22 protein-coding genes are annotated in these 24,898 nt (G+C 71.1%); 10 read left to right on the forward strand and 12 right to left on the reverse strand.

What is annotated here, in order from left to right; genetic code table 11:
- Positions 1-185: 185 nt before the first annotated feature.
- From rbsD to PYR72_RS30810, 5 genes are all read right to left on the reverse strand, one after another.
- Positions 186-575, reverse strand: a complete 390-nt coding sequence (rbsD, locus tag PYR72_RS30790; RefSeq protein ID WP_275458302.1) for a D-ribose pyranase — start codon at positions 573-575, stop codon at positions 186-188.
- A complete protein-coding gene (locus PYR72_RS30795; protein WP_275458303.1) occupies positions 572-1,477 on the reverse strand; it encodes a ribokinase in 906 nt (301 codons plus the stop codon). The genes rbsD and PYR72_RS30795 overlap by 4 nt, the downstream gene beginning before the upstream one ends.
- Before the next feature lie 76 nt (positions 1,478-1,553).
- Positions 1,554-3,515: a substrate-binding domain-containing protein gene (locus PYR72_RS30800; protein ID WP_275458304.1), complete on the reverse strand. Its 1,962-nt coding sequence runs from the start codon at positions 3,513-3,515 to the stop codon at positions 1,554-1,556.
- Complete coding sequence (locus PYR72_RS30805) at positions 3,505-5,034, reverse strand: sugar ABC transporter ATP-binding protein (protein WP_275458305.1); 1,530 nt, start codon at positions 5,032-5,034, stop codon at positions 3,505-3,507. Before PYR72_RS30805 ends, PYR72_RS30800 begins: the two co-directional genes overlap by 11 nt.
- On the reverse strand, positions 5,031-6,065 hold the full coding sequence (locus PYR72_RS30810; protein WP_275458306.1) for a LacI family DNA-binding transcriptional regulator: 1,035 nt from the start codon (positions 6,063-6,065) through the stop codon (positions 5,031-5,033). The genes PYR72_RS30805 and PYR72_RS30810 overlap by 4 nt, the downstream gene beginning before the upstream one ends.
- Before the next feature lie 259 nt (positions 6,066-6,324).
- Here PYR72_RS30810 and PYR72_RS30815 point away from each other — a divergent pair, with 259 nt between their 5' ends.
- Positions 6,325-6,888 (forward strand): dihydrofolate reductase family protein, encoded by a 564-nt coding sequence (locus PYR72_RS30815; RefSeq protein ID WP_275458307.1) that lies wholly within the window; start codon positions 6,325-6,327, stop codon positions 6,886-6,888.
- Between the two features lie 23 nt (positions 6,889-6,911).
- Here the strand turns inward: PYR72_RS30815 and PYR72_RS30820 are convergent, their stop codons facing one another.
- Positions 6,912-7,316 carry an ATP-binding protein gene (locus PYR72_RS30820; RefSeq protein ID WP_275458308.1) on the reverse strand — a complete coding sequence of 135 codons (405 nt, stop codon included), beginning with the start codon at positions 7,314-7,316 and terminating at the stop codon, positions 6,912-6,914.
- A 181-nt stretch (positions 7,317-7,497) separates the two neighbouring features.
- Here PYR72_RS30820 and PYR72_RS30825 point away from each other — a divergent pair, with 181 nt between their 5' ends.
- The 5 genes from PYR72_RS30825 to PYR72_RS30845 all read left to right on the forward strand — a co-directional run bounded on the left by PYR72_RS30825 (position 7,498) and on the right by PYR72_RS30845 (position 12,755).
- Positions 7,498-8,334 (forward strand): helix-turn-helix transcriptional regulator, encoded by an 837-nt coding sequence (locus PYR72_RS30825; RefSeq protein ID WP_275458309.1) that lies wholly within the window; start codon positions 7,498-7,500, stop codon positions 8,332-8,334.
- A gap of 7 nt (positions 8,335-8,341) precedes the next feature.
- The gene (locus tag PYR72_RS30830; RefSeq protein WP_275458310.1) at positions 8,342-8,527 is read left to right on the forward strand and encodes a DUF397 domain-containing protein; all 186 of its coding nucleotides are present in this window, start codon (positions 8,342-8,344) and stop codon (positions 8,525-8,527) included.
- 61 nt (positions 8,528-8,588) lie between these two features.
- On the forward strand, positions 8,589-8,858 hold the full coding sequence (locus PYR72_RS30835; protein WP_275458311.1) for a helix-turn-helix transcriptional regulator: 270 nt from the start codon (positions 8,589-8,591) through the stop codon (positions 8,856-8,858).
- Positions 8,859-8,945: 87 nt separating this feature from the next.
- Positions 8,946-11,207: an ATP-dependent RecD-like DNA helicase gene (locus PYR72_RS30840; protein WP_275458312.1), complete on the forward strand. Its 2,262-nt coding sequence runs from the start codon at positions 8,946-8,948 to the stop codon at positions 11,205-11,207.
- A gap of 258 nt (positions 11,208-11,465) precedes the next feature.
- Positions 11,466-12,755 (forward strand): citrate synthase, encoded by a 1,290-nt coding sequence (locus PYR72_RS30845; RefSeq protein ID WP_275458313.1) that lies wholly within the window; start codon positions 11,466-11,468, stop codon positions 12,753-12,755.
- Between the two features lie 777 nt (positions 12,756-13,532).
- Here the strand turns inward: PYR72_RS30845 and PYR72_RS30850 are convergent.
- The 3 genes from PYR72_RS30850 to PYR72_RS30860 all read right to left on the reverse strand — a co-directional run bounded on the left by PYR72_RS30850 (position 13,533) and on the right by PYR72_RS30860 (position 16,925).
- Entirely contained in the window at positions 13,533-15,836 is a 2,304-nt protein-coding gene (locus tag PYR72_RS30850; RefSeq protein ID WP_275458314.1) for a heavy metal translocating P-type ATPase, read from the reverse strand.
- Between the two features lie 49 nt (positions 15,837-15,885).
- The gene (locus tag PYR72_RS30855; RefSeq protein ID WP_275458315.1) at positions 15,886-16,125 is read right to left on the reverse strand and encodes a heavy-metal-associated domain-containing protein; all 240 of its coding nucleotides are present in this window, start codon (positions 16,123-16,125) and stop codon (positions 15,886-15,888) included.
- Between the two features lie 116 nt (positions 16,126-16,241).
- Positions 16,242-16,925 (reverse strand): TetR/AcrR family transcriptional regulator, encoded by a 684-nt coding sequence (locus PYR72_RS30860; protein ID WP_275458316.1) that lies wholly within the window; start codon positions 16,923-16,925, stop codon positions 16,242-16,244.
- 187 nt (positions 16,926-17,112) lie between these two features.
- Between PYR72_RS30860 and PYR72_RS30865 the strand changes: the two genes are divergently transcribed.
- A complete protein-coding gene (locus tag PYR72_RS30865) occupies positions 17,113-19,359 on the forward strand; it encodes an MMPL family transporter (protein WP_275458317.1) in 2,247 nt (748 codons plus the stop codon).
- A 321-nt stretch (positions 19,360-19,680) separates the two neighbouring features.
- Positions 19,681-20,853 (forward strand): zinc-dependent alcohol dehydrogenase family protein, encoded by a 1,173-nt coding sequence (locus PYR72_RS30870; protein WP_275458318.1) that lies wholly within the window; start codon positions 19,681-19,683, stop codon positions 20,851-20,853.
- Here the strand turns inward: PYR72_RS30870 and PYR72_RS30875 are convergent.
- From PYR72_RS30875 to PYR72_RS30885, 3 genes are all read right to left on the reverse strand, one after another.
- On the reverse strand, positions 20,834-21,418 hold the full coding sequence (locus PYR72_RS30875; RefSeq protein WP_275458319.1) for a GNAT family protein: 585 nt from the start codon (positions 21,416-21,418) through the stop codon (positions 20,834-20,836). The two genes, PYR72_RS30870 and PYR72_RS30875, sit on opposite strands and share 20 nt — an antisense overlap.
- A 62-nt stretch (positions 21,419-21,480) precedes the next feature.
- Complete coding sequence (locus PYR72_RS30880; RefSeq protein ID WP_037729589.1) at positions 21,481-21,681, reverse strand: MerR family DNA-binding transcriptional regulator; 201 nt, start codon at positions 21,679-21,681, stop codon at positions 21,481-21,483.
- A 340-nt stretch (positions 21,682-22,021) separates the two neighbouring features.
- On the reverse strand, positions 22,022-22,939 hold the full coding sequence (locus tag PYR72_RS30885; RefSeq protein WP_275458320.1) for a sugar phosphate isomerase/epimerase: 918 nt from the start codon (positions 22,937-22,939) through the stop codon (positions 22,022-22,024).
- A gap of 124 nt (positions 22,940-23,063) precedes the next feature.
- Here PYR72_RS30885 and iolC point away from each other — a divergent pair, with 124 nt between their 5' ends.
- Together iolC and PYR72_RS30895 are read left to right on the forward strand one after the other, a co-directional pair.
- The gene (iolC, locus tag PYR72_RS30890) at positions 23,064-24,014 is read left to right on the forward strand and encodes a 5-dehydro-2-deoxygluconokinase (RefSeq protein ID WP_275458321.1); all 951 of its coding nucleotides are present in this window, start codon (positions 23,064-23,066) and stop codon (positions 24,012-24,014) included.
- Positions 24,011-24,895: a deoxyribose-phosphate aldolase gene (locus tag PYR72_RS30895; protein ID WP_275458322.1), complete on the forward strand. Its 885-nt coding sequence runs from the start codon at positions 24,011-24,013 to the stop codon at positions 24,893-24,895. The genes iolC and PYR72_RS30895 overlap by 4 nt, the downstream gene beginning before the upstream one ends.
- Positions 24,896-24,898: the final 3 nt, after the last annotated feature.

Raw genomic sequence — 24,898 nt, forward strand, 5'->3', positions numbered from 1 at the left:
CGGCACTCCGAGTGTCGTAAGTGGCATCAGGACGTTCCGACGGGGGATCCGGGGGGATCGCGGAAGTCCTGACGGGGAGGGGAAAGCCGAGGGGCCCGGTCCACTGGACCGGGCCCCTCGAAACGTTCGCGCGTGCCTCTCGCGGAAACGACCCGCCCAGCAGCAGCCGCCGAGGAAGCGCCCCCTCAGAAGAACACCCCGCACCGCAGCAGCACGTTCGCGTACGGCCGCGCCTCCCCGGTCCGCACGATCAGCCGCGCACCGGCCGACAGCTCCTTCAACGTCTCGTGCGAGACCAGTTCCAGGTCCGGGAAGCGGTCCTCCAGCAGCGCCGTCGCCTCCGGGTTGGCGCCCCGGACCTCGCGCGCGGCGGTCGCGCCCTCCACCACGAGTTCGTCGAGCAGCCCGTCCAGCACCTCCGCGAAGGACGGCACGCCGGCGCGGAACGCCAGGTCGACCAGCCTCGGCCCGTCCGGCACCGGCATCCCCGCGTCGCACACCAGCACCCCGTGCCCGTGCCCCAACTCGGCGACCGCGCCCGCCAGCTGACGGTTCAGTATCCCGGCCCGCTTCACAGCGCCGCGACCTCCTCCGCGGTCGGGAACGACACCTGCGCCCCGGCCCGGGTGACGGCGACGGCCCCCACCCGGGCCGCGTACGCCGCGGCCTCGGCCGGCTCCGAGCCCGCCCCCAGCCGCCACGCCAGCGCCGCCGTGAACGCGTCCCCGGCCCCCGTGGTGTCCACGGCGTCCACCGCCACGGCCGCCACCCGCACGCTCCCCTCGGCGCCGGCCACGAGCGCCCCCTCCGCGCCCAGCGTCACCACCACCGACCGCGGCCCGAGCGCCAGCAGCGCCCGCGCCCAGTCCTCCGGTGCGGGCGAACCCGCCGGCTCGCCCCCGACGATGACCCGCGCCTCGTGCTCGTTGACGATCAGCGGATCACAGGCGGCCAGCACCTCGGCCGGCAACTCCCGCGGCGGCGACGGGTTCAGCACGAACCGCGTGCCCTCCGGCAGCCGCCGTACGACCTCCACCACCGTCTCCAGCGGGATCTCCAGCTGCGCCGAGACCACCCGCGAGGCCCGCAGCAGCGCGTCCGCCGCCCGTACGTCCTCGGGGGTCAGCCTTCCGTTGGCGCCCGGCGACACCACGATGCTGTTGTCGCCCGACGGGTCCACCGTGATCAGTGCGACTCCGGTCGGGGCCCCGCCGACCAGTACCCCCGCCGTGTCGACCCCGGCCGCGCGCTGCGAGTCGAGCAGCAGCCGCCCGTGGCCGTCGTCGCCGACCCGCGCCAGCAGCGCCGTACGCGCCCCGAGCCGGGCCGCCGCGACGGCCTGGTTGGCGCCCTTGCCGCCCGGATGCACGGCCAGGTCGGAACCGAGCACGGTCTCCCCGGCCCCCGGCCGCCGCTCGACGCCGATCACCAGGTCGGCGTTGGCCGATCCCACGACCAGGAGGTCGTAGTCGTACATGATCCATCTCCCTGTGCAGGTGGACTGGGGCGGCCGGACGGGGCGCGTGTGCTCCCCGTCCGGCCACCGCATCGTGTCAGCCGCCGAACCCGGCCACGTTCTCCGACGTGACCACCTTCACCGGCACCATCACCGACTCCGCGACCTTCTCGCCCTCGGCGGCCTTCACCGCGTTGCGCACGGCGATCCTGCCGAGTTCGGCGGGCTGCTGCGCGACCGACGCGTACAGCGTGCCCGCCTTGACGGCCTTCAGCCCGTCGGCCGTGCCGTCGAAGCCGATGACCTGCACGGACTTCCCGGCCTTGGAGCCGAGGGCCTTGATCGCGCCGAGCGCCATCTCGTCGTTCTCCGCGAAGACGCCGTCCACGCCGGAGTTGGCCTGCAGCATGTTCGTCATCACGTCGAGGCCCTTGGTGCGGTCCCAGTCGGCGGGCTGCTTCGCGAGGACCTTGATGCCCGGGTAGTCCTTCAGGCCCTCGGCGAAGCCGGCGCCGCGCTCCCGGCTGGCGGAGGTGCCCGCCTGGCCCTGGAGGATGACGATCTCGCCCTTGCCGCCCAGCTTCTCCGCGAGCGCCTTCGCGGCCAGCTTCCCGCCGCTGACGTTGTCGGAGGCGACGAGCGCGGCCGTGTTCGCGCCGTTCACCGCGCGGTCGACGGCCACCAGCGGGATGTCCGCCTTGTTGACGGCCTTCGCCGCCGGGGTCACCGCGTCGGAGTCCACCGGGTTCACGATGATCGTGCCCAGGCCCTCACTGGTGAAGTTCTGCAGCTGGTTGGCCTGCTGGGAGGCGTCGTTCTGCGCGTCGGTGACGGACAGGTCCACGCCCAGCTTCTTCGCCTCGTCCTGGGCGCCCGCCCGGATCTGCACGAAGAAGGGGTTGTTGAGCGTCGACAGCGACAGCCCGATCTTCTCGCTCTTGGCCGCCGACGACCCGCCGTGCAGGAAGGAGGTCGCGCCCACGACGGCCGCCGCGACCACCGCGGCCAGCACATAGGTCAGCGCCTGCTTCTTCCGGTCCCCGGCGCCACCGGCACCGGCCGCCACCGGGGTCGCCCCCGCCTTCCGGCGCACGGTGTCGAGCAGCACCGCCAGCGCGATGACGACACCGATGACGACCTGCTGCCAGAAAGCGGACACGGACAGCAGGTTGAGGCCGTTCCTGAGCACCGCCAGGATCAGCGCGCCGATCAGCGTCCCCGACGCCTTGCCCGTGCCACCGGCCAGCGAGGCGCCGCCGATGACGACCGCCGCGATCGCGTCCAGCTCGTAGCCCTGCGCGGCCTGCGGCTGTGCGGAGGAGAGCCGGGAGGCGAGCACGATGCCCGCGGCGGCCGCGAACAGCCCCGACAGGGCGTAGATGACGAGCTTCTGCCGCTTCACCCGCAGCCCGGAGAGGCGGGCCGCCTCCTCGTTGCCGCCGATCGCGTACATGGCACGCCCGATGTACGTACGGCCCAGGATCACGGCCGTCACCCCGCCCAGCACCAGCATCACCAGGACCGGCACCGGCAGCCAGCCGCCCAGGTTGTCCCCGAGGTGCGACACCGACTCGGGGAACGCGATCGGGCTGCCCTGCGAGATCACCAGCGACAGACCGCGTCCCACCGACAGCATGGCGAGCGTCGCGATGAACGGCGGCAGCTTCCCGTACGAGATCAGGAAGCCGTTGACGAGACCGCACGCGATGCCGGTGACGACGGCGAGGAGCACCGCTATCGGGACCGGTACGCCCTCCGACGTGGCGCTCCACGCCAGGACGGTGGCCGACAGCGCCGCCACCGAGCCGACCGACAGGTCGATGCCCGCCGAGACGATCACGAAGGTCACACCGAACGCGAGGATCGCGGTGACGGCGGCCTGGACACCGATGTTGAGCAGGTTGTCGGCCGTCAGGAAGTCGCCGGAGAGCACCGACATGGCGACGACGAGGACGATGAGCGCGGTCAGCGCGCCGTTGTCGAGCAGGAGCTGTCGCAGCCCCGACGGTCCCGAGGCGCCCCTCGCGCCCGGCGTGCTCTTGAGCGTGTCAGCGGCCATCGGGGGCCTCCGTTTCAGTCGCAGAGATGTTCGGGTTCGAGACGGCGAGCGCCATCACGGCGTCCTGGGTGGCCTCGGCGGCGGCGAGTTCGCCCGCGATCCGCCCCTGGGCCATGACCAGCACCCGGTCGCTCATACCGAGCACCTCGGGCAGGTCACTGGAGATCATCAGCACGGCGGCACCGGCGGCCGTCAGCTCGTTGACCAGTTCGTAGATCTCGACCTTCGCGCCGACGTCGATGCCGCGCGTCGGCTCGTCGAGGATCAGCACCCTGGTGTCCGCGAGCAGCCACTTGCCGATGACGACCTTCTGCTGGTTGCCGCCGGAGAGCGTGCGCACGTGCTGGTGCAGCCCGGCCATCCGCACCCCGAGCCGCTCGGCGACCCGGGCCGCGTTCGCCCGCTGCCCCTTGAGGTCGACGAAACCGCCCCGGGTCGCGCCCCGCAGGGTCACCAGACCGAGGTTCTCCTCCACGGACGCGTCCAGCAGCAGCCCCTGGCCCTTGCGGTCCTCGGGGACGAGCCCGATCCCGGCGGCCAGGGCGGCGCCCACGTCGTCCCGGGGAACGGCGGAACCACCGACCCGCACGGCACCCTCGTCGTAGGCGTCGGCGCCGAACACGGCCCGCACGACCTCCGTACGCCCGGCGCCCACGAGCCCCGCGATGCCGACGACCTCACCGGCCCGCACCTCGAAGCTCACGTCGTGGAAGACGCCGTCCCGGGTGAGCCCCTCGACGACGAGCAGCGCCTCGCCCGACTCGCCCCGCTCCCGCGGGTACTGCTGCTCGATGGACCGCCCGACCATGAGCCGTACGAGCTCGTCCTGCGGGGTGGTGGCGGGCACCTGCCCGACACTCTTCCCGTCCCGGACGACCGTCACGCGATCCCCCAGAGCGGCGATCTCCTCCAGGTGATGGGTGATGAAGACGATGCCGACCCCGTCCTCGCGCAGCCGGCGCACGATCGCGAAGAGCCTGTCGACCTCCTCGGTCGTCAGCACGGCGGTCGGCTCGTCCATGATCAGTACGCGCGCGTCGAGACTCAGCGCCTTCGCGATCTCGACCATCTGCAGCCGCGCGATGCCGAGTTCACGCACCCGCGCGCGCGGCGACACCTTGACCCCGACCCGCTCCAGCAGCGCGGCGGCGTCCGCCTCCATCCGTTTGCGGTCGATCATCCCGAAGCGGCGCGGCTGCCGCCCGAGGAAGATGTTCTCGGCGACCGTCAGATCCGGTACGAGGTTGAACTCCTGGTAGATGGTGGCGATCCCGAGGCGCTCGGAGTCCTGCGCGCCATGGATGCGCACCTCCTGGCCGCCGGCCAGGATCCGTCCGGCGTCGGGGGTGTAGGCGCCGGAGAGCATCTTGATCAGCGTGCTCTTGCCCGCGCCGTTCTCCCCGAGCAGGACGTGCACCTCGCCCCGGCGCAGATCGAAGTCGACGCCGTCCAGCGCGACCACTCCGGGGAAGGTTTTCCGGATGCCTTCGATGCGCAGCAACTCGTCCGGGTCGCTCACGACGTGCTCCTGTTCGTTGCGGGGGACTTCTCGGGGGGAGGGGGTTCGCCGCACGAGAGGCGTACGATGAGACGGGCGGGCAGGGTGACGGACTGCGGGGGCCGCCCCTCGATGCGGTCGACCAGCGCCCGTACGGCGGCCCGTCCCAGCTCGGCCGTGGGCTGGGCGACCGCCGTGATCGGCGGGTCGGTGTGCACGAACCACGGGATGTCGTCGAAGGCGGCCAGCCCGATGTCCTGCGGAACCCGCAGTCCACGCGCGCGTACGGCGTCCAGCGCGCCCAGCGCCATCAGGTTGTCGGTGGCGAAGACGACCTCGGGCGGCTCCGGCAGGTCGAGGAACCCCTCGGTCACCCGCCGTCCGCTCTCGGCCTGGAAGTCGCCCTGCCCCGTGTAGGCGTCCGGCAGCGGCAGCCCGTGCTCGGCGAGGGCCTCCCGGAACGCCTCCACACGCTCCCGGCCGGTGGTGGTCGCGGCCGGACCGGCGATGATCGCGAGCCGCCGGTGCCCGAGCCCGTGCAGATGCGCGACGAGGTCCCGTACGGCCGCCCGCCCGTCGGAGCGGACCACCGGCACGTCCACCCCCGGGATCCACCGGTCGACGAACACCATCGGCGTCCCCGCCCGCACGGCGTCCAGCATCAGCGGCGAGCCCCCGTCGGTCGGCGACACGAGCAGCCCGTCGATCCGCCGGTCCAGCAGGGTCCGTACATGGTGATCCTGCAGCTCGGGGCGTTCGTCGGCGTTCCCGATGATCACGCTGTACCCGAGCGCCCGCGCCTCCTCCTCGACGGACCGCGCCAGCTCCGTGAAGTACGGGTTCATCACGTCGCTGATGACGAGCCCGAGGGTGTGGGTCTGGTCGGTGCGCAGGGACCGGGCGACGGCGTTGGGCCGGTACCCCAGTGCCGCGACGGCGGCCATCACCCGCGCCCGCGCGTCCTCACTGACCGACGGATGGTCGTTCAGGACCCGCGACACCGTGGCGACGGACACCCGCGCCTCGGCCGCGACGTCCTTGATGCTCGCCATCGCCGTTCCACCTCCTCGTGGAATCGATTACATCGACGTGTACGGAGGATTGGAATCGATTACACGGCGGGGAACAAGAGGCCGGCGGTGGCTGAAATCCAATCGTGACCGAGGCGTGTGAGGTGACCGGCCCGAGGCTCGTGAGGTGACCGGCCGGGGCTCGTGAGGCTGACCGGCCGGGAGAATCCCGCGAGCCGCGATGAGTCCGGCCGCGTCCGGCGGTCATAGTGACGAACCCCGTCACCGAGGAGGACTCCCGATGCGCAGAGTGACCTATTCGATGAACGTCTCGCTCGACGGTTACATCGTCGGGCCGGACGGCGGCTTCGACTGGTCGGCCCCCGACCCGGAGGTCTTCCGCTTCTGGATCGACCAGATCCGCGGGGTCGACGTCCACCTGCTGGGGCGGCGACTGTACGAGACGATGCTGTACTGGGAGACGGCCGAGCAGGAGGGGGCGCTCGACGACGCGGAGCGCGAGTGGACGTCGCTCTGGAACCCGCTCCCCAAGGTGGTGTTCTCGACCACGCTCTCGGAGGTGCGGGGAACCGCCCGCCTGGCCTCCGGCGGCCTGGCGGAGGAGATCGAACGCCTGCGGGCCGAGCCGGGAGAGGGCGAGATCGCGATCGGCGGCGCGACGCTGGCCGCCCAGGCGGCCGAGGCGGACCTGATCGACGAGTACCAGGCCATGGTCTACCCGGTCCTGGTCGGCGGCGGCATCCCGTTCTTCTCCCGGGACGAGCGCCGGGTGGATCTCGACCTCGTGGAGACCCGCACGTTCGGCTCACGCTTCGTCTTTCTGCGCTACCGGGTGGCGCGCTAGCCGGCCCCGGGCCGCCCCCGGCTCTACGCCGCCGCCAGCTCGCACCACACATACTTCCCCCGCTCGCCGAACCTGGCCGACGGCGTCCACCCCCAGTACGGCGTGCAGGCCACGACGAGCCCGAGCCCCCGCCCGTCCTCCCGCTCACCCACCCCGTCCAACGGCCCGGGAGGCGGGGGCGGTTCGGGATCGGCGTCCCAGGCCCCGATCCACACCACGCCCTCCGCGGACCGCCGCACCCGCAGCGCGGCGGGCCCCTTCGTGTGCCGTACGGCGTTGGAGATCAGCTCGGTCGCGAGCAGCTCGGCGACGTCCACGAGCCCGATGAGCCCGTGCACGGTGAGGATCAGCCGCAGCGTACGACGGCAGACGGGGACGGCTCTGGGGTCGTTGGGGATCTGGAGGGTGTAGTCCCAGGTTTCGGGCATGGGGCATCAACTCCGTTGGGTGAGGGGGGATTTCGCGCATGGTGGCATTGCCGTGCACCGCCGGTGCACGGCGGGACGGTGCGCTTCCGTAGCGTGTTCGTCGCGTGACCGACAGTATGGGTAACGTGTAACCCGAATCAAGCCGGTCGCGGGATCCGGCCCCGAAAGAGGAGGACTGCACATGGTCCAGCGGAGCGAACCGACCGCCAGGCAGGTACGTCTGGGCACCGAACTGCGCAGGCTCCGTGAAGCCGCCGGCCTGACAACCGTCCAGTCGGCGGCGCTCCTTGGGGCGAACAGGGTGCAGATCAGCCACATCGAGCTGGGACTCATCGGGGTGAGCGAGGAGCGGCTGCGCCGACTTGCGTCGCATTACGCCTGCACCGACACGCGGTTCATCGACGCCCTGGTGACCATGGCCGCGGACAGGTCGCGTGGTTGGTGGGAGGAGTACCGGGGGCTGCTGCCCACGCCGTTCCTGGATCTCGCCGAGTTGGAACACCACGCCGAGTCCTTGCGGGAAGTGGCGATCCTGTATGTCCCGGGCATGCTCCAGACGGAGGACTACGCCCGGGCGGTCTTCTCATCCAGAGTCCCCGAACTCACGACTACCGAGCTTGAGTTGCGTGTCCGCCACCGGATGGCGCGCCAGCGGCGTGTGATCCCGTACGAATTGGTGATCCACGAGGCGGCCCTGCGTATCAGGGTCGGTGATCGCGCCGCCTCCCGAGCTCAACTCGCCAGGCTTCTGGATCACTCCGGCGCGGACCACATCACGGTGCGTGTCGTCCCCTTTGACCTGGACGGCTTCGCCAGTGCCGCCAGCACGATGACGTACGCGTGCGGTTCGGTGCCCAGACTGGACACGGTGGTGCGAGACGTGCCCACCGGCTCGGCGTTCATCGACTCCGAAGCGCAGCTCAACGCCTTCCGAAGGCGTTTCCGTAAGGTGGAAGCCGTGTCGCTCAACCCCGAACAGTCGCGCGACTTCATCGACCGGCTGGCGAAAGAGCTGTGAGGCGCCCATGTGCAACTGGCGGAAGTCGTCCTACTCGGGCCCGGACGACGGCAACGCTTGCGTCGAGATATCCCCCACCCCCACCCACACAGCCGTCCGCGACTCCAAAACTCCCTCCCGAGCCACGCTCACCTTCACGACCCCCGCCTTCACCTCCTTCCTCGAAGCCCTCAAGGGGCGCACCGAGAGCTGAATGCCGCACCCTGCACGCCGGTACGCCGAGTACGTCGCTGATCGAAGAAGGAGTCGGGGAAGTGAGCGGACACGTCACATGGTCGGCGAGCGGACATCGTGAGCGGGCGGAGGAGCTGGCCGGCGGCCGGGACGCGTTCCTCGAAGGCGCCCACCGGATGCTCGCCGAGGCCCGTGCCCGGCGCCTGGCCGACATGCGCCAGGAACGCGGGATCACCCAGGCCCAGGTCGCCGAGCGTATGGGCGTGACCAAGGGCAGGGTCTCGCAGATCGAGAGCGGCCAGGTCTCCGGAACGGATGTCGTGGCGAGGTACGTGGAGGCGCTGGAGTAGGCGCCGACGGTCCCGGCCAGGTGCCGCCGAAGCCTCGCCCCCGCTCCTCCCACCCCGCCCGTCAGACCCTCCCGGTACCGTCGGATCATGTCCAAGCAGGCGGGGAACACCGAGCCCACGGAGCGGCGTCTTGCCGTACTCGAAGGCGTACTCGAACGCATCACCTACGCCAACGAGGACAACGGCTACACCGTCGCGCGCGTGGACACCGGGCGGGGCGGCGGTGACCTGCTCACCGTCGTCGGCGCGCTGCTCGGGGCCCAGGTGGGGGAGTCCCTGCGCATGGAGGGCCGCTGGGGCTCGCACCCGCAGTACGGCAAGCAGTTCACGGTGGAGAACTACACCACCGTCCTCCCCGCCACGGTGCAAGGCATCCGCCGCTACCTCGGCTCGGGCCTCGTCAAGGGCATCGGGCCCGTCTTCGCCGACCGCATCACCCGGCACTTCGGCCTGGACACCCTCCAGATCATCGAGGAGGAGCCCAAGCGCCTCATCGAGGTCCCCGGTCTCGGCCCCAAGCGCACCAAGAAGATCGCCGACGCCTGGGAGGAACAGAAGGCGATCAAGGAGGTCATGCTCTTCCTCCAGACCGTCGAGGTGTCCACGTCGATCGCCGTACGCATCTACAAGAAGTACGGCGACGCCTCGATCGGGGTGGTGAAGAACCAGCCGTACCGGCTCGCCGCCGACGTCTGGGGCATCGGCTTCCTCACCGCCGACCGGATCGCCCAGTCCGTCGGCATCCCCCACGACAGCCCGGAACGCGTGAAGGCGGGCCTGCAGTACGCCCTGTCGCAGGCCACCGACCAGGGCAACTGCTACCTCCCGGAGGAGCGCCTGATCGCCGACGCGGTCAAGCTCCTGCAGGTCGACACGGGCCTGGTCATCGAGTGCCTGGCCGAACTCGCCCTGCCCGACGAGGACTCCGGCGAACCCGGCGTCGTCCGCGAGAAGGTGCCGGGCCAGGACGGCGGCGACCCGGTCACCGCCATCTACCTCGTCCCCTTCCACCGCGCCGAACTCTCCCTCTCCGCCCAGCTGCTGCGCCTCCTGCGCACCGACGACGACCGCATGCCCGGCTTCCACGACGTGGCCTGGGACAAGGCCCTGGCCTGGCTGCGCGGACGTACGGGCGCGGAGCTGGCCCCCGAGCAGGAGGCCGCCGTACGACTCGCGCTGACCGAGAAGGTGGCCGTGCTGACCGGCGGCCCCGGCTGCGGCAAGTCCTTCACCGTCCGCTCGATCGTGGAGCTGGCCCGCGCCAAGAAGGCGAAGGTCGTGCTGGCCGCCCCCACCGGCCGCGCCGCCAAGCGCCTCGCCGAGCTGACCGGCGCCGACGCCTCCACCGTCCACCGCCTGCTGGAGCTGAAGCCCGGCGGCGACGCGGCCTACGACCGGGACCGCCCCCTGGACGCCGACCTCGTGGTCGTCGACGAGGCGTCCATGCTGGACCTCCTGCTGGCCAACAAGCTGGTGAAGGCGGTGGCGCCGGGAGCGCACCTGCTCTTCGTCGGGGACGTCGACCAGCTCCCGAGCGTCGGCGCCGGCGAGGTCCTCAGGGACCTGCTGGCGGACGGCAGCCCGATCCCGGCGGTCCGGCTCACCAAGGTCTTCCGTCAGGCCCAGCAGTCCGGTGTGGTGACCAACGCGCACCGGATCAACTCCGGGCAGCACCCGGTCACCGACGGTATGAAGGACTTCTTCCTCTTCGTCGAGGACGAGACGGAGGAGGCCGGCCGGCTCACGGTCGACGTCGCGGCCCGTCGTATTCCGGCCAAGTTCGGGCTCGACCCGCGCCGGGACGTCCAGGTGCTGGCGCCCATGCACCGGGGCCCCGCGGGCGCCGGCAACCTCAACGGACTGCTCCAGCAGGCCATCACCCCCGCCCGCCCCGACCTGCCCGAGAAGCGGTTCGGCGGCCGGGTCTTCCGCGTCGGCGACAAGGTCACCCAGATCCGCAACAACTACGACAAGGGCGAGAACGGCGTCTTCAACGGCACCGTCGGGGTCGTCACCGCCCTCGACCCCGTCGACCAGCGGCTCACCGTCCTCACCGACGAGGACGAGGAGGTGGCGTACGAGTTCGACGAACTGGACGAGCTGGCGCACGCCTACGCGGTGACCATCCACCGCTCCCAGGGCAGCGAGTACCCGGCCGTGGTGATCCCGGTCACCACCGGAGCCTGGATGATGCTCCAGCGCAACCTGCTCTATACGGCGGTGACCAGGGCGAAGAAACTGGTGGTCCTGGTCGGCTCCCGCAAGGCCATCGGCCAGGCGGTCCGCACGGTCTCCGCGGGCCGTCGGTGCACGGCTCTCGACTTCCGGCTCGCACCACGGGTTTTGTAGCCCTGGGCCCGCTTCGTGAGAACCTCTCGTGCCGATCGTGCGACCCGTGAGTGAAATTTGATCGATCAAACGAGTCGTAAAGGTCACACAGCCCTTCCGGATGGCGGACGGAGGGGGCAGGATGGGCAAGTTGGCGGCACTCAGTGCCGCCGATGGGCCCGATGGTCGACCCCGAGTGCACTCTCCAGAGCCAATTGGGGGATGGTAGAGACAGTCAGGGCACCTCGAAGAAGAGGCACTACGTCGGTGAGGGATGACGTGAGCGACAACTCTGTAGTACTGCGGTACGGCGACGGCGAGTACACCTACCCGGTGATCGGCAGCACCGTCGGCGACACGGGCTTCGACATCGGGAAGCTCCGGGCCCAGACCGGTCTGGTCACCCTGGACAGCGGCTACGGCAACACCGCTGCCTATAAATCCGCCATCACCTACCTCGACGGTGAGCAGGGCATCCTCCGCTACCGCGGCTACCCGATCGAGCAGCTGGCCGAGCGCTCCACCTTCCTTGAGGTGGCGTACCTGCTGATCAACGGCGAGCTGCCCACCGTCGACGAGCTCTCCACGTTCCAGAACGAGATCACGCAGCACACCCTGCTGCACGAGGACGTCAAGAACTTCTACCGCGGCTTCCCGCGCGACGCCCACCCGATGGCGATGCTGTCCTCCGTGGTCAGCGCCCTGTCGACGTTCTACCAGGACAGCCACAACCCGTTCGACGAGCGGCAGCGCAACCTCTCCACGATCCGCCTGCTCGCCAAGCTGCCGACCATCGCGGCGTACGCGTACAAGAAGTCGATCGGTCACCCGTTCGTCTACCCGCGCAACGACCTCGGTTACGTCGAGAACTTCCTGCGCATGACCTTCTCGGTCCCGGCCCAGGAGTACGACCTCGACCCGGTCGTCGTCTCCGCGCTCGACAAGCTGCTCATCCTGCACGCGGACCACGAGCAGAACTGTTCGACCTCCACGGTCCGCCTGGTCGGCTCCTCGCAGGCGAACATGTTCGCCTCGATCTCCGCCGGCATCTCCGCGCTCTGGGGCCCGCTGCACGGCGGCGCCAACCAGTCCGTCCTGGAGATGCTGGAGGGCATCCAGGCCAATGGCGGCGACGTCGACTCCTTCATCCGCAAGGTGAAGAACAAGGAGGACGGCGTCCGCCTGATGGGCTTCGGCCACCGGGTGTACAAGTCCTTCGACCCGCGCGCCAAGATCATCAAGGCCGCCGCGCACGACGTCCTCTCGGCCCTCGGCAAGTCCGACGAGCTGCTGGACATCGCGCTGAAGCTGGAGGAGCACGCGCTCTCCGACGACTACTTCGTCTCGCGCAACCTCTACCCGAACGTGGACTTCTACACGGGTCTGATCTACCGCGCCATGGGCTTCCCGACCGAGATGTTCACGGTCCTCTTCGCCCTGGGCCGCCTCCCCGGCTGGATCGCCCAGTGGCACGAGATGATCAAGGAGCCCGGCTCCCGCATCGGCCGCCCGCGCCAGATCTACACGGGCGTGGTCGAGCGCGACTTCGTCCCGGTCGAGGCCCGCTGAGCCGAGTACCCATAGCAGAGGGGCCCGCACGGAGAGCCGTCCGTACGGGCCCACTGTCTTTGCCGGCCCGACCTGTGGCGGCCACGCCCCGCATGTCGTCCTACTGCACAAGAGGGCGCCCTACGGCGAGTGAGCCGAAGGGGCGCGCCTGTGTCGAGACGGCGATCGCGCGCAGCGCCCGACGAAGGAGGGCCGAGCACGTTCGCCGTCTCGACACAGGCAAAAGGCGCCCCGGAGGCGAACCGAGCCTCAAAAAGTAGCGAGAAGGCGCCCTGCAACGCTGGTCCCCCCACGGGCCGGCGAGCAGGGCGCCTTCCCATGTCCCGGTGCGGATTCCCCCCACGGGATCCGGCCGGGCGTCTGGTGGACCAGCGCCTGAATCGCTGAGCGGGCCGAGCGGAAGCCGGCCTGCTGTCTATGAAGCTGTTGTGCGTGCGTGGCGGTGTGCGGTCTGCCGGGACGCGTACGTACGGGAGGGCCGCTCAAAGCTCCCCGGTGCACGTGCCCCGGCAACGCAATTCCGGGAACGTCCCCCAAGACATCCCCAGATGTCAGTCACGCCCCCCAAGACGCTTCTGACATCGCCAACTTAGACTCACGAACCCCTTCGGTGGTTACGTTCACACCACTGTGATCTGCGTCTCTCGCCATATCCCCTGAAGATACGCAAGCGACGCGAATCGGTGATCGAGACCCCAGCGTAAGGATGATGCGCGAGCCTTGTGAAGAGCTTATGTGAGGCTGCTTCCGGACTCTAGAGGGACTTTTGCCCGGCGGTCATGAAAATGTCCTGAGTCGCAAGCTGTTCGTTACCACGAAAACGGACGAAAAGGCCATAGTCGCCCCCGCGATCATCGGGTTGAGCAGTCCCGCGGCGGCCAGCGGCAGCGCCGCCACGTTGTAGCCGAAGGCCCAGGCCAGATTGCCCTTGATCGTGGACAGGGTGCGCCGTGACAGCCGGATCGCGTCTGCGGCCGCCCGCAGGTCCCCGCGGACGAGCGTCAGGTCCCCCGCCTCGATCGCCGCGTCCGTCCCCGTGCCGAGGGCGAGCCCGAGGTCGGCGGCGGCCAGCGCGGCCGCGTCGTTGACCCCGTCCCCGACCATCGCGACCGTACGGCCCTCGCCCTGGAGGCGCCGCACGACGTCGACCTTGTCCTGGGGCAGCACCTCGGCGATCACATGCTCCGGGGAGATGCCGACCGCGGCGGCCACGGACCGGGCCACCCGGGTGTTGTCCCCGGTCAGCAGGACCGGGGTGAGCCCGAGCGCCCGCAGCCGCCGTACGGCCTCGGCGCTGGTCTCCTTGACCGCGTCGGCGACGGTGACGACACCGAGTGTCACGCCGTCGAGGGTCACGACGACCGCCGTGCGCCCCTCGGCCTCGGCGGCCTCCTTGGCGGCCCTCAGGGGCTCGGGAAGGGGGCTGTCGGGGATCATCCGGCCCACCTGGACCGTACGGCCCGCCACGCGCCCGCGTACGCCCTTCCCGGGCAGGTTCTCGAAGCCCTCGACGGGCGGCAGCGGGCCCAGACGCTCCTCGGCGCCCGCGGCGATCGCCCGGCCCACGGGATGCTCGGAGGCGTGCTCGACCGCGCCCGCGAGGCGGAGGACGTCCTCCTCGGTGACGTCCTCGGCGGTGTGCGCCTCCCCGAGCGTCATCCGGCCGGTGGTGACGGTGCCGGTCTTGTCCAGGACGACGGTGTCGACGCGGCGGGTGGACTCCAGGACCTCGGGGCCCTTGATGAGGATGCCGAGCTGCGCGCCGCGGCCGGTGCCGACCATCAGGGCGGTCGGGGTGGCGAGGCCGAGCGCGCACGGACAGGCGATGATCAGCACCGCGACGGCGGCCGAGAAGGCGGCGGTGGTGTCGTCGGTGGCGCCGAGCCAGACACCGAAGGTGGCGACCGCGATCAGGACGACGGCCGGGACGAACACCGCGGAGATCCGGTCGGCGAGCCGCTGCGCCTGGGCCTTGCCGTTCTGCGCGTCCTCCACGAGACGTGCCATCCGTGCCAGCTGGGTGTCCGCGCCGACCCGTGTCGCCTCCACGACCAGCCGGCCCCCGGCGTTCACGGTCGCGCCCGTGACGGGGTCGCCGACCGTCACGTCCACCGGCACCGACTCGCCGGTCAGCATGGACGCGTCGACGGCGGAGGCACCCTCGACGACCGTCCCGTCGGTGGCGAGTTTCTCACCGGGGCGGACGACGAAACGGTCGCCGACGGCCAGGTCCGCCACCGGGATCCGTACCTCGCGCCCCTGGCGGAGCACCGCGACGTCCTTGGCGCCCAGCTCCAGCAGTGCCCTGAACGCGGCGCCCGCGCGGCGCTTGGCGCGGGCCTCCAGATAGCGGCCGAGCAGGATGAACGCCACGACCCCGGCGGCCACTTCGAGGTAGATCGCCGACGAGGCCGACTCGCGCGTGACGGTGAACGTGAACCCGTGCCGCATGCCCGGCATGCCCGCGTGGCCGAGGAAGAGCGCCCACAGGGACCAGCCGAAGGCGGCGAGCGTGCCGACCGAGACGAGGGTGTCCATGGTGGCCGCGCCGTGCCGCAGGTTGGTGAGCGCGGCCCGGTGGAACGGCAGCCCGCCCCAGACCACGACCGGCGCGGCGAGCGTCAGCGAGAGCCACTGCCAGTTGTCGAACTGCAGGGCGGGGACCATGGACATGAGGACCACGGGTACGGAGAGCAGCACCGAGACGGTGAGCCGCTGCCGCAGGGCGGCGAGCTCGGGGTCGGCGCCCTCCTCGCCGCTCCCGGTGGCCGCCGCGTGCGCGGTGGTGGCCGGGGGAGCGGGGGGCGGCGGTTCCTCGGCCGTGTAGCCGGTCTTCACGACCGTGGCGATCAGCTCGGCGACCTCGACCCCGGCGGGGTAGCTGACCTTCGCCTTCTCGGTCGCGTAGTTCACCGAGGCGGTCACCCCGTCCAGGCGGTTCAGCTTCTTCTCGACGCGGGCCGCGCAGGAGGCGCAGGTCATCCCGCCGATGGTCAGCTCGACCTCGCGGACGGGTCCGCCCGTCGGCACCGCCGCGAGGGTGCTCGTCGTGTCCGTGCTCGCTGTGTCCGTACTCGTCATGTCGGTGTCCGTGACATCCCTGGGCCGGTGTCCGTGTCCGTGTCCGGTCTCAGACCGTGCCGACCAGCTCGAAGCCCGCCTCGTCCACGGCGGCGCGTACGGCCTCCTCGTCGAGCGGGGCGGCCGAGACCACGGTGACCTCGCCGGTGGAGGCGACGGCCTTCACGGAGGAGACGCCGGGGAGCTGGGTGATCTCGCCCGAAACGGCGCCCTCGCAGTGCCCGCAGCTCATGCCGCTCACCTTGTAGACGGCGGTGACGGAACCCTGGGTGTCGGTCTCGGCGGCCATGTCGTTACTCCTTGTCGGGGCGGGTGGGGTTCGAGTAACCCTTCCTGGCGTCCAGCTTATACCCCCTAGGGGTATGAATCCAAGAGAGGTCCGCCCGGGTGGGCGGGGCCCTCGGGTCAGGGGGCCGGGGCCGCGGGTGCGGGTGTGGGTGTGCCGGCCGGGCTCTCCGGCGTGCAGTCGCCGCCCGCCAGTGGCTCCAGGTAGCGGAACAGCACGTTCTTCAGCTCCTGCACGTAGGCGGCGCGCTCCTCGCCCTCGCGGGTGAGCACCAGCTCCAGGCCGGCCTTGTACATGGCCACGCAGACGTGCGCGGTGCGCGAGATGTCGGCGGCCGAGGCGTCCGGGAGGAACGGGGTGAGCAGCGTCTCGATCCGCGCGAGCAGGGCCGCGTGCACGGCGTCGTGCTGCTCGGCGATCCGGCCGGGGACGTCCGGCCCGTGCATCAGGGTGAAGACCACCGGGTGCCGGCAGTTGAAGTCGATGAAGCGGTCGACGGCGGCCGCGACGGCCTCCTCCAGCGGGGTCGCCGGGTCCACCGGGGCGAGCGCCTCGCCGTACGTCTCGCGCATCTCGTGCATGAGCCGCCCGCTCAGCTCGATCGCGATCGCTTCCTTGTTCGGGAAGAACTGGTACAGCGTGCCCGGTGAGACGCCCGCCTCGCGGGCGATGGCGTTGGTGCTGGCGGCCGCGTACCCCGTCGAGCAGAACACCGTGGCCGCGGCTTCGAGGAGCTGCGCGATGCGGCGCTCGCCGCGGGCCTGGCGGCGGCGCGGCTGTTCCTTCTCCTGGTTCACGGGCACGCGTCGTCACCGGCTTTCCGGATCGTGATTGACAAAAACGAGTGGTCGCTCGCATTCTGGAGAAACACGAGCGATCTCTCGTGTTTTCCAGTGTATGGCTCGTGCTCCCGTACCGCAGAGCTGCGCGCGGCACGGATCGAGCGACGGATCAGGCTGAACCGGATCAGACTGAAGGGGACACCGCACCATGACCGAAGTCAACCGGCCACCCCGAGCGGGAGGCTGGACCCGGTTCGTGACCGCCCGCCCCCGGCTCTCCCTGCTGGTCGCCCTGGTGCTCACCGCGCTCGCGGTGGTGGCGGGCAGCGACGTGGCCGACCGTCTCGACAGCGGCGGCTGGGAGGACCCGGCCGCCCAGTCCACCTACGCGACGAAGGCACTGGAGCGTGAGTTCCCCGACTCCCAGCCGAACTTCCTGCTGCTCGTCGACGCGGGTGAGGCGTCGGTCGACGATCCGGCCGTCGCCGCCGAGGGCAAGCGGCTGACCGAGCGGCTCGCCGCCGAGAAGGGCGTCAGGGGTGTCGCCTCCTACTGGCAGACCGGCGCCCCGACCCTGCGCGCGAAGGACGGCGGAGAGGCACTGATAGCGGCCCGCCTCACGGGGGACGAGACGGCGGCGAACAAGACCCTCGACCGCATCGCGCCCGAGCTGCGCGGCACCCGCGGCCCGGTGGAGGTCAGGGTCGGCGGCATCCTCGCCGTGCGCCACGAGATGCAGACGACCATCCAGGAGGACCTGCTGCGGGCCGAGCTGATCGCCCTTCCGGTGACGCTCGTCCTGCTGGTCATGGTCTTCGGCAGCGCGGTCGCCGCCCTGCTGCCACTCGGTGTGGGCATCGTCGCGATCCTCGGCACCAACGCGATCCTGCGCGGCCTCACCGAGGTCACCGACGTCTCGGTCTTCGCCCTGAACCTCACCACGGCCATGGGCCTCGGCCTCGCGATCGACTACGCCCTGTTCATCGTGCGCCGCTTCCGCGAGGAACTGGCGGGCGGCGCCGACTCCCTGACCGCCATCGCCACCACCCTGCGCACGGCCGGCCGCACGGTCCTCTTCTCCGCCCTCACGGTTGCCGTCTCGCTGGCCGCCATGATGGTCTTCCCGCAGTACTTCCTGAAGTCCTTCGCCTACGCGGGCATCGCGGTGGTCCTGCTCGCGGCCGGGGCCGCCCTGATCCTGCTGCCGGCCGCCCTGATCCTGCTCGGCGACCGCGTCAACGCCTTCGACCTGCGCAAACTGTTCCGGCGCCGCAAGGCCGCGGACACCGGGGCGGATGCCTCCCCGGCCAAGGAGGAGGGCGCCGCCTGGGGCCGTACGGCTGCCCTGGTCATGCGCCGGGCCCCCTACTTCGCCATCGCCACGACAGCGGGCCTGCTGCTGCTCGGCCTCCCGTTCCTGGGCGTGAAGTTCGGCACGGCCGACGACCGCCAGCTTCCCTCGACCGCCGAGTCCCACGTCGTCCAGCAGCATCTGCGCGAAGGCTTCCCCGGCTCTCCCGGCGGCGGCCTGGCGGTGCTGGCGGAAGGAGAGGCGACGAAGACGGAGTACGCCGGCTACAAGCAGCGCCTGGCGGACCTGCCCGACGTGCTCCGCGTGGAGGGGCCCCTGGTGCACGGCGACTGGGCCTACTTCACCGTGCAGCCCGAGGGCGACGCGGTCGACGAGGGCGCCCAGCGCCTGGTGGACGACATCCGGGCCATGGACGCCCCCTTCGACACCTCGGTGACGGGTACGGCGGCGGTCCTGGTCGACACGAAGGCGGCGATAGGCGAGGGCACCCCCTGGGCGCTCGCCTTCATCGCCACGGTCACCCTGATCCTGGTCTTCCTGCTCACCGGCAGCGTGCTGATCCCGTTCCAGGCGGTCCTGCTGAACGCCCTGAGTCTCACCGCGATGTTCGGCGCGCTGGTCTGGGTCTTCCAGGACGGCCACCTCTCCGGCCTGCTCGCCTTCACCAGCCCCGGCTCCATAGAGACCACGCTCCCGGTCCTGATGTTCTGCGTGGCCTTCGGTCTCTCCATGGACTACGGCGTCTTCCTGCTCTCCCGCATCAAGGAGGAGTACGACCACAGCGGCGACCACGTCGGCTCCGTCCGCTTCGGACTCCAGCGCACCGGCGGCCTCATCACCGCCGCCGCGGTGATCCTCGCCGTCGTCATGATCGCCATAGGCACCTCCCGGGTCACCAACACCAAGATGCTCGGCCTGGGCATCGCCCTCGCCGTCCTCATGGACGCCATGGTCATCCGCAGCCTCCTGGTCCCGGCGGTCATGCGCCTGACCGGCCGAGCGACCTGGTGGGCCCCGGCCCCCCTGAAAAAGTTCCACGCCAGATTCGGCCTGACCGAGGCGGACAACCCCACCCCCACCCCAGCAGCAAAACCGAAACCACAACCGGAACCAGAACCGGTCCCGACCCACTCCAGCTCCTGACTGCCCCCTGCTTTCAAGGGGCGCGGGGAACCGCGCGAGAACCCCCACCGGACCTGCACGTGAAACTCGATGGGTGCGCACCCCCGCCCCCTTCAGGGGCGCGGGGAACTGCGCGACCAGCCCCCACCGGGCGGACGTATGGGGGTCGAAGGGGTGCAGCCCCTGGGTGGGGGCACCTCCCGCTCGAGCGAAGCCGAGAGTGGGGGAGGGACGGGTAGGGGCGGCGGGGGCGAGGAAACCCCACCCGACCCCCCATGCGATGCTGACCGGGCCGGGCGGCCGGCCAGCGATCACCAGCCACGATCCGAGAGGCGGGCGCCCATGCGCGCAGTCGTGTTCGAGCGTTTCGGAGAGCCGGCCATGGTGCAGAACCTCGCGACCCCCACCCCCACCCCCCACGGAGTGGTCGTCCGCGTCGAAGCCACCGGCCTCTGCCGCAGCGACTGGCACGGCTGGCAGGGCCACGACCCCGACATCACCCTCCCCCACGTCCCCGGCCACGAACTGGCCGGCATCGTGGAGGCGACCGGCGGCGCGGTGACCGCCTGGCACCCCGGCGACCGCGTCACGGTCCCGTTCGTGTGCGCCTGCGGCACCTGCCCCACCTGCGCCGCCGGAGACCAGCAGGTGTGCGAGCGCCAGACCCAGCCGGGGTTCACCCACTGGGGCTCGTTCGCCCAGTACGTCGCCCTGGACCACGCCGACGTGAACCTCGTGGCCCTCCCGGAGGAACTCTCGTACGCCACGGCCGCCGCCCTCGGCTGCCGCTTCGCCACGGCGTTCCGCGCGGTCGTGGCGCAGGGCCGTGTCGCGCCGGGGGAGTGGGTCGCGGTCCACGGCTGCGGAGGCGTCGGCCTCTCGGCCGTGATGATCGCGGCGGCCGCCGGAGCCAGGGTGGTCGCCGTGGACGTGTCTCCCCAGGCACTGGACCTGGCCCGCACGTTCGGCGCGACGGCCTGCGTGAACGCGTCAGCCGCAACGGCCACACCCGACCCGGCCACACCCGACCCGGCCACACCCGACCCGGCCACACCCGACCCGGCCACACCCGACCCGGCCGCACCCGACCCGGCCGCACCCGGAAAGGCCGCACCCGGAAAGGCCGCACCCGACACCGCCGCGGCCGTCCGCGATCTGACCGGCGGCGGAGCCCACCTCTCCCTCGACGCCCTCGGCTCCCCGGCCACCTGCGCGGCCTCCGTCAACAGCCTCCGCCGCCGGGGCCGCCACGTCCAGGTGGGCCTGCTCCCGTCACCGGAAGGGACCACCCCCGTGCCGATGGCCCGGGCGGTGGCCCTGGAGCTGGAGCTGCTGGGCAGCCACGGGATGGCGGCCCACGCCTACCCGAGGATGCTGGAGCTGGTCCGCGCGGGCGTCCTGCGCCCCGACCTCCTGGTGACGTCCACGATCCCGCTGGATGCGGCCCCCGCCGCCCTCGCGGCGATGGGCACGGCCCCGGGCGGCGGAGTGACGGTCATCGACCCGTGGAGCTGACCCGACCGGGCCGCCCCCGATGGTCGGCCCACTCCGGCGCGAGGACCGACATACGCACGGCGTCGATCCACGTCCCGCCCTGCCACAACGTCTGCCGCTCGACCCCCTCGGCCACGAAACCTGCCTTCTCGTAGACACGCCGGGCCCGGGGATTGTGGGTGAAGACGTACAGCGAGACGCGGTGCAGCCCGACCTCCTCGAAGGCGTGTCCGACGGTCAGCCGCACGGCCTCCGTGCCCAGCCCCCGGCCCCGCCCGCCGGGCCCGATCAGGATGCGGAAGCAGCAGCTGCGGTTGGCCTCGTCCCACTCGTTCAGCACGGCCTCACCCACCAGCTCGCCGCTCGCCCGGTCCACGATCGCGAGGTCGAGCCGGTCGGTGTGGTCGTTGCGGCTGCCGTACCAGGAACGCAGCCGTTCCGCGCCGAACTCCTCGGCCGGGCTGCCGGTGAGCCGCACGACCTCCGGGTCGGCGAGGATCCGCGCCATCACGGGCGCGTCGTCCACGGTGAACGGCCGCAGCACGGCCCGCTCACCGGTGAGTACGGGTTTCCGGGAAAGGCTCATCCCCGGATCCTCGATGCCGAACGGACCCGGGGACAAACGAATTGGCTACCGGAAGCCGGGCTTCAGTCGGCCCCGCGCCCCCGGTTGCCCGGTCTGGAGGCGACCCACGCACGGACGGTGTCGGCGTACCAGTAGGGCTTGCCGTTCTCCGTGTGGTCGGGCGGCGGGAGCAGCCCGTGTTTGCGGTACGAGCGGACGGTGTCGGGCCGCACACGGATGTGCGCCGCGATGTCCTGGTACGACCAGAGCCGACGGTCGGTCATCGGAAGGAACCTCCCCGCGCACGCCACGGAGGCGGCCGGGAAGCCGTCGGGGGAGCCGGGCGCTGCGCTGGCGATCACAAGCCTGTGACCGCCCAACGACCCTCGGTGACCGCCGGCAGGGCCCGTCGTCCACACGTGACGAAAGACCCGCGTACACGTGACATCCGTGACAGAAGGGCGTCTTTTGTGACACGAGTGCCGAGCACCTGAAGCCAAGGCCCGACGGCCGTGCCCCTGTCAGGGGCGCGGGGAACTGCGCGACCGGCCACGAACCACCTGTGGCCCGCCGACGACCCGCAGTTCCCCTGCGCTGCTCGGCGTCCGGCATTCAGCGGAGCGTCTACGCCCCGCAGGACCGGAGGAACGCCCGCGTGCGCTGCGCGATCGGCAGCGGGGCGTCCGGCTCGCACGGGTACATGTCCTGCTCGACGATCGCGAACAGGTCCACGTCCAGCTTCGCCGCGGCGGCGAGCACGGGCCCCAGCTCCGGCACGCCCTTGGGCGGCTCGCACATCACACCCCGGGCGACGGCCGGCCCGAAGGGCACCTCGTTCGCCCGTACGTCCGCCAGGATCTCGGGGTCCACCTGCTTGAGGTGCAGGTACCCGATGCGCTCGCCGTAGGTCTCGATCAGCTTGACGCTGTCGCCGCCGCAGTAGGCGTAGTGCCCGGTGTCGAGGCAGAGCGAGACCACCGAGGAGTCGGTGCCGTCCAGGAAGCGGACGACGTTCTCCTCGCTGTCGATGTGGGTGTCGGCGTGCGGGTGGACGACGATCTTCAGGCCGTACTTCTCCCGCACCTCCCGCCCGAGCCGCTCGGTGAGCTGGGTGAGGTGCCGCCACTGTTCGACGTTCAGCTCGCTGGGCTCCAGCACCTGGCCCGTCTTGTCGTCCCGCCAGAACGACGGGATGACGACGAGGTGCTCGGCGCCCATGGCCTGGGCGAGGACCGCGTTGTCGGCCACGTGCGCCCAGGTCTTCTCCCAGACGTCGGGGCCGTGGTGCAGCCCGGTGAAGACCGTGCCGGCCGACACTTTCAGGCCGCGTTTGGCGGTCTCCTCGGCGAGGACCTCCGGATCGGTCGGCAGATAGCCGTACGGGCCCAGCTCGATCCACTCGTAGCCGGAAGCGGCGACCTCGTCGAGGAAGCGCTGCCAGGGGACCTGCTGGGGGTCGTCGGGGAACCAGACGCCCCAGGAGTCGGGCGCCGAGCCGACTCGGATGCGCGAGAGTGAGGACTGAGGTGACAACGACGTCATGGGAGTCAGCTTCAGCCTCGGAGCAGAAGGTGTCAATAGGTAGTCCGAATGTCTGGACAAAGTATTGACAGGGTCGCTCCGACGGGACTAGACCTTGACCGAACCGGCGCGTGAAGGGAACTCGATGGCGTACGACCTGATCACCATGGGGCGGATCGGTGTGGATCTCTACCCGTTGCAGACGGGGGTCCCGCTGCCGCAGGTGACGTCCTTCGGGAAGTTCCTCGGCGGATCGGCCACGAACGTCGCGGTGGCCGCGTCCCGGCTCGGCCGCTCCACCGCCGTCATCACCCGCACCGGCGAGGATCCCTTCGGCGAGTACCTCCACCAGGCGCTGCGCGACTTCGGCGTGGACGACCGCTGGGTCACCCCGGTCCCGGGCCTCGCGACCCCGATCACCTTCTGCGAGGTCTTCCCGCCGGACGACTTCCCGCTCTACTTCTACCGCCGCCCGAAGGCCCCGGACCTGGAGATCGACGCCCACCAGCTGGACCTCGACGCCATCGCCGTGACCCGGATCTTCTGGGTGACCGGCACCGGCCTGAGCGAGGAGCCCAGCCGTACGGCGACGCTCGCGGCGCTGGCCCACCGGGCCAAGGCCGGCACCACGGTCTTCGACCTCGACTGGCGGCCCATGTTCTGGAGCGACCCGGCCGAGGCCCGCCCGTTCTACGAGGAGGCCCTGCGGCACACCACCGTCGCGGTCGGCAACCTCGACGAGGTCGAGGTCGCCACCGGTGTCCGCGAACCCCACGCCGCCGCCCGCGCGCTCCTCGACGCCGGGGTCGAACTCGCGGTCGTCAAGCAGGGCCCCAAGGGGGTCCTCGCGGTCAACAGCGAGGGCGAGTCCGCCGAGGTCCCGCCGCTGCCCGTCGAGGTCCTGAACGGTCTCGGCGCCGGCGACGCCTTCGGCGGCTCCCTCTGCCACGGCCTGCTCGAAGGCTGGAGCCTGGAGAAGATCATGCGGCACGCCAACGCCGCCGGGGCCATCGTCGCCTCCCGCCTGGAGTGTTCGTCCGCCATGCCCACGGTGGACGAGATCGAGGCGGCGGTCGCTGCGGGAGCGGTCCTGTGAGCATCGACGTCTCCGCCCTCGTGCGCACCCGGGTCCACCACCCGGAGGCCATCGCCGAGGCCGCCGCCCGGCGCGTGAGGCGCCCCCTGGTCGGGGACAGCGGCCGGCTGATGATCGTCGCCGCCGACCACCCGGCCCGCGGCGCCCTCTCCGTCGGCGACCGCAGGCTCGCCATGGCCAACCGTGCCGACCTTCTCGAACGGCTGTGCCTGGCGCTGTCCCGCCCCGGCGTCGACGGCGTCCTCGCGACCGCCGACATCCTCGACGACCTGCTCCTGCTCGGCGCCCTCGACGGCAAGGTCGTCATGGGCTCCATGAACCGGGGCGGCCTCGCGGGCGCCAGCTTCGAACTGGACGACCGCTTCACCGGCCACCGTCCCGAGGACATGCGGCGCCTCGGCTTCGACGCCGGCAAGCTCCTGCTGCGCGTCGACTACGACGACCCCGGCTCCCTCACCACCCTGGAGTCCACCGCCCGTGCCGTGGACGCCATGGCCGAGCGCCGGCTCCCCGTGTTCGTCGAGCCGTTCATCAGCCGCCGCGACCCGGTCACCGGCAAGGTCAGGAACGATCTGAGCGCCGAGGCCGTCACCAAGTCGATCGCCATAGCGGCCGGACTCGGCGGCACGTCCGCGTACACCTGGCTGAAGGTGCCCGTCACCGACAACCCCGACGACATGGCCCAGGTGATGGAGACGTCCACGCTGCCCGCCGTCCTGCTCGGCGGCGACGTCGGCGAGGACCAGGAGGGCGCGTACGAGAAGTGGCGGGGCGCGCTGCAACTGCCCACCGTGCAGGGCCTGGTGGTCGGCCGCTCGTTGCTCTACCCGGCGGACGACGACGTGACCGCCGCCGTGGACACCGCCGTAGGACTGTTGTGAGGG

It is taken from the genome of Streptomyces sp. VNUA24 (assembly GCF_029167005.1).
GTDB lineage: Bacteria > Actinomycetota > Actinomycetes > Streptomycetales > Streptomycetaceae > Streptomyces > Streptomyces scabiei.

Coding starts and splice junctions, on each gene's coding strand:
- PYR72_RS30795 (WP_275458303.1), bottom strand. CDS start 1,477: ATGTACGACTACGACCTCCTGGTCGTGGGATCGGCCAACGCCGACCTG.
- PYR72_RS30800 (WP_275458304.1), bottom strand. CDS start 3,515: ATGGCCGCTGACACGCTCAAGAGCACGCCGGGCGCGAGGGGCGCCTCG.
- PYR72_RS30810 (WP_275458306.1), bottom strand. CDS start 6,065: ATGGCGAGCATCAAGGACGTCGCGGCCGAGGCGCGGGTGTCCGTCGCC.
- PYR72_RS30815 (WP_275458307.1), top strand. CDS start 6,325: ATGCGCAGAGTGACCTATTCGATGAACGTCTCGCTCGACGGTTACATC.
- PYR72_RS30820 (WP_275458308.1), bottom strand. CDS start 7,316: ATGCCCGAAACCTGGGACTACACCCTCCAGATCCCCAACGACCCCAGA.
- PYR72_RS30825 (WP_275458309.1), top strand. CDS start 7,498: ATGGTCCAGCGGAGCGAACCGACCGCCAGGCAGGTACGTCTGGGCACC.
- PYR72_RS30830 (WP_275458310.1), top strand. CDS start 8,342: ATGTGCAACTGGCGGAAGTCGTCCTACTCGGGCCCGGACGACGGCAAC.
- PYR72_RS30840 (WP_275458312.1), top strand. CDS start 8,946: ATGTCCAAGCAGGCGGGGAACACCGAGCCCACGGAGCGGCGTCTTGCC.
- PYR72_RS30850 (WP_275458314.1), bottom strand. CDS start 15,836: ATGACGAGTACGGACACAGCGAGCACGGACACGACGAGCACCCTCGCG.
- PYR72_RS30855 (WP_275458315.1), bottom strand. CDS start 16,125: ATGGCCGCCGAGACCGACACCCAGGGTTCCGTCACCGCCGTCTACAAG.
- PYR72_RS30865 (WP_275458317.1), top strand. CDS start 17,113: ATGACCGAAGTCAACCGGCCACCCCGAGCGGGAGGCTGGACCCGGTTC.
- PYR72_RS30870 (WP_275458318.1), top strand. CDS start 19,681: ATGCGCGCAGTCGTGTTCGAGCGTTTCGGAGAGCCGGCCATGGTGCAG.
- PYR72_RS30875 (WP_275458319.1), bottom strand. CDS start 21,418: ATGAGCCTTTCCCGGAAACCCGTACTCACCGGTGAGCGGGCCGTGCTG.
- PYR72_RS30880 (WP_037729589.1), bottom strand. CDS start 21,681: ATGACCGACCGTCGGCTCTGGTCGTACCAGGACATCGCGGCGCACATC.
- PYR72_RS30885 (WP_275458320.1), bottom strand. CDS start 22,939: ATGACGTCGTTGTCACCTCAGTCCTCACTCTCGCGCATCCGAGTCGGC.
- iolC (WP_275458321.1), top strand. CDS start 23,064: ATGGCGTACGACCTGATCACCATGGGGCGGATCGGTGTGGATCTCTAC.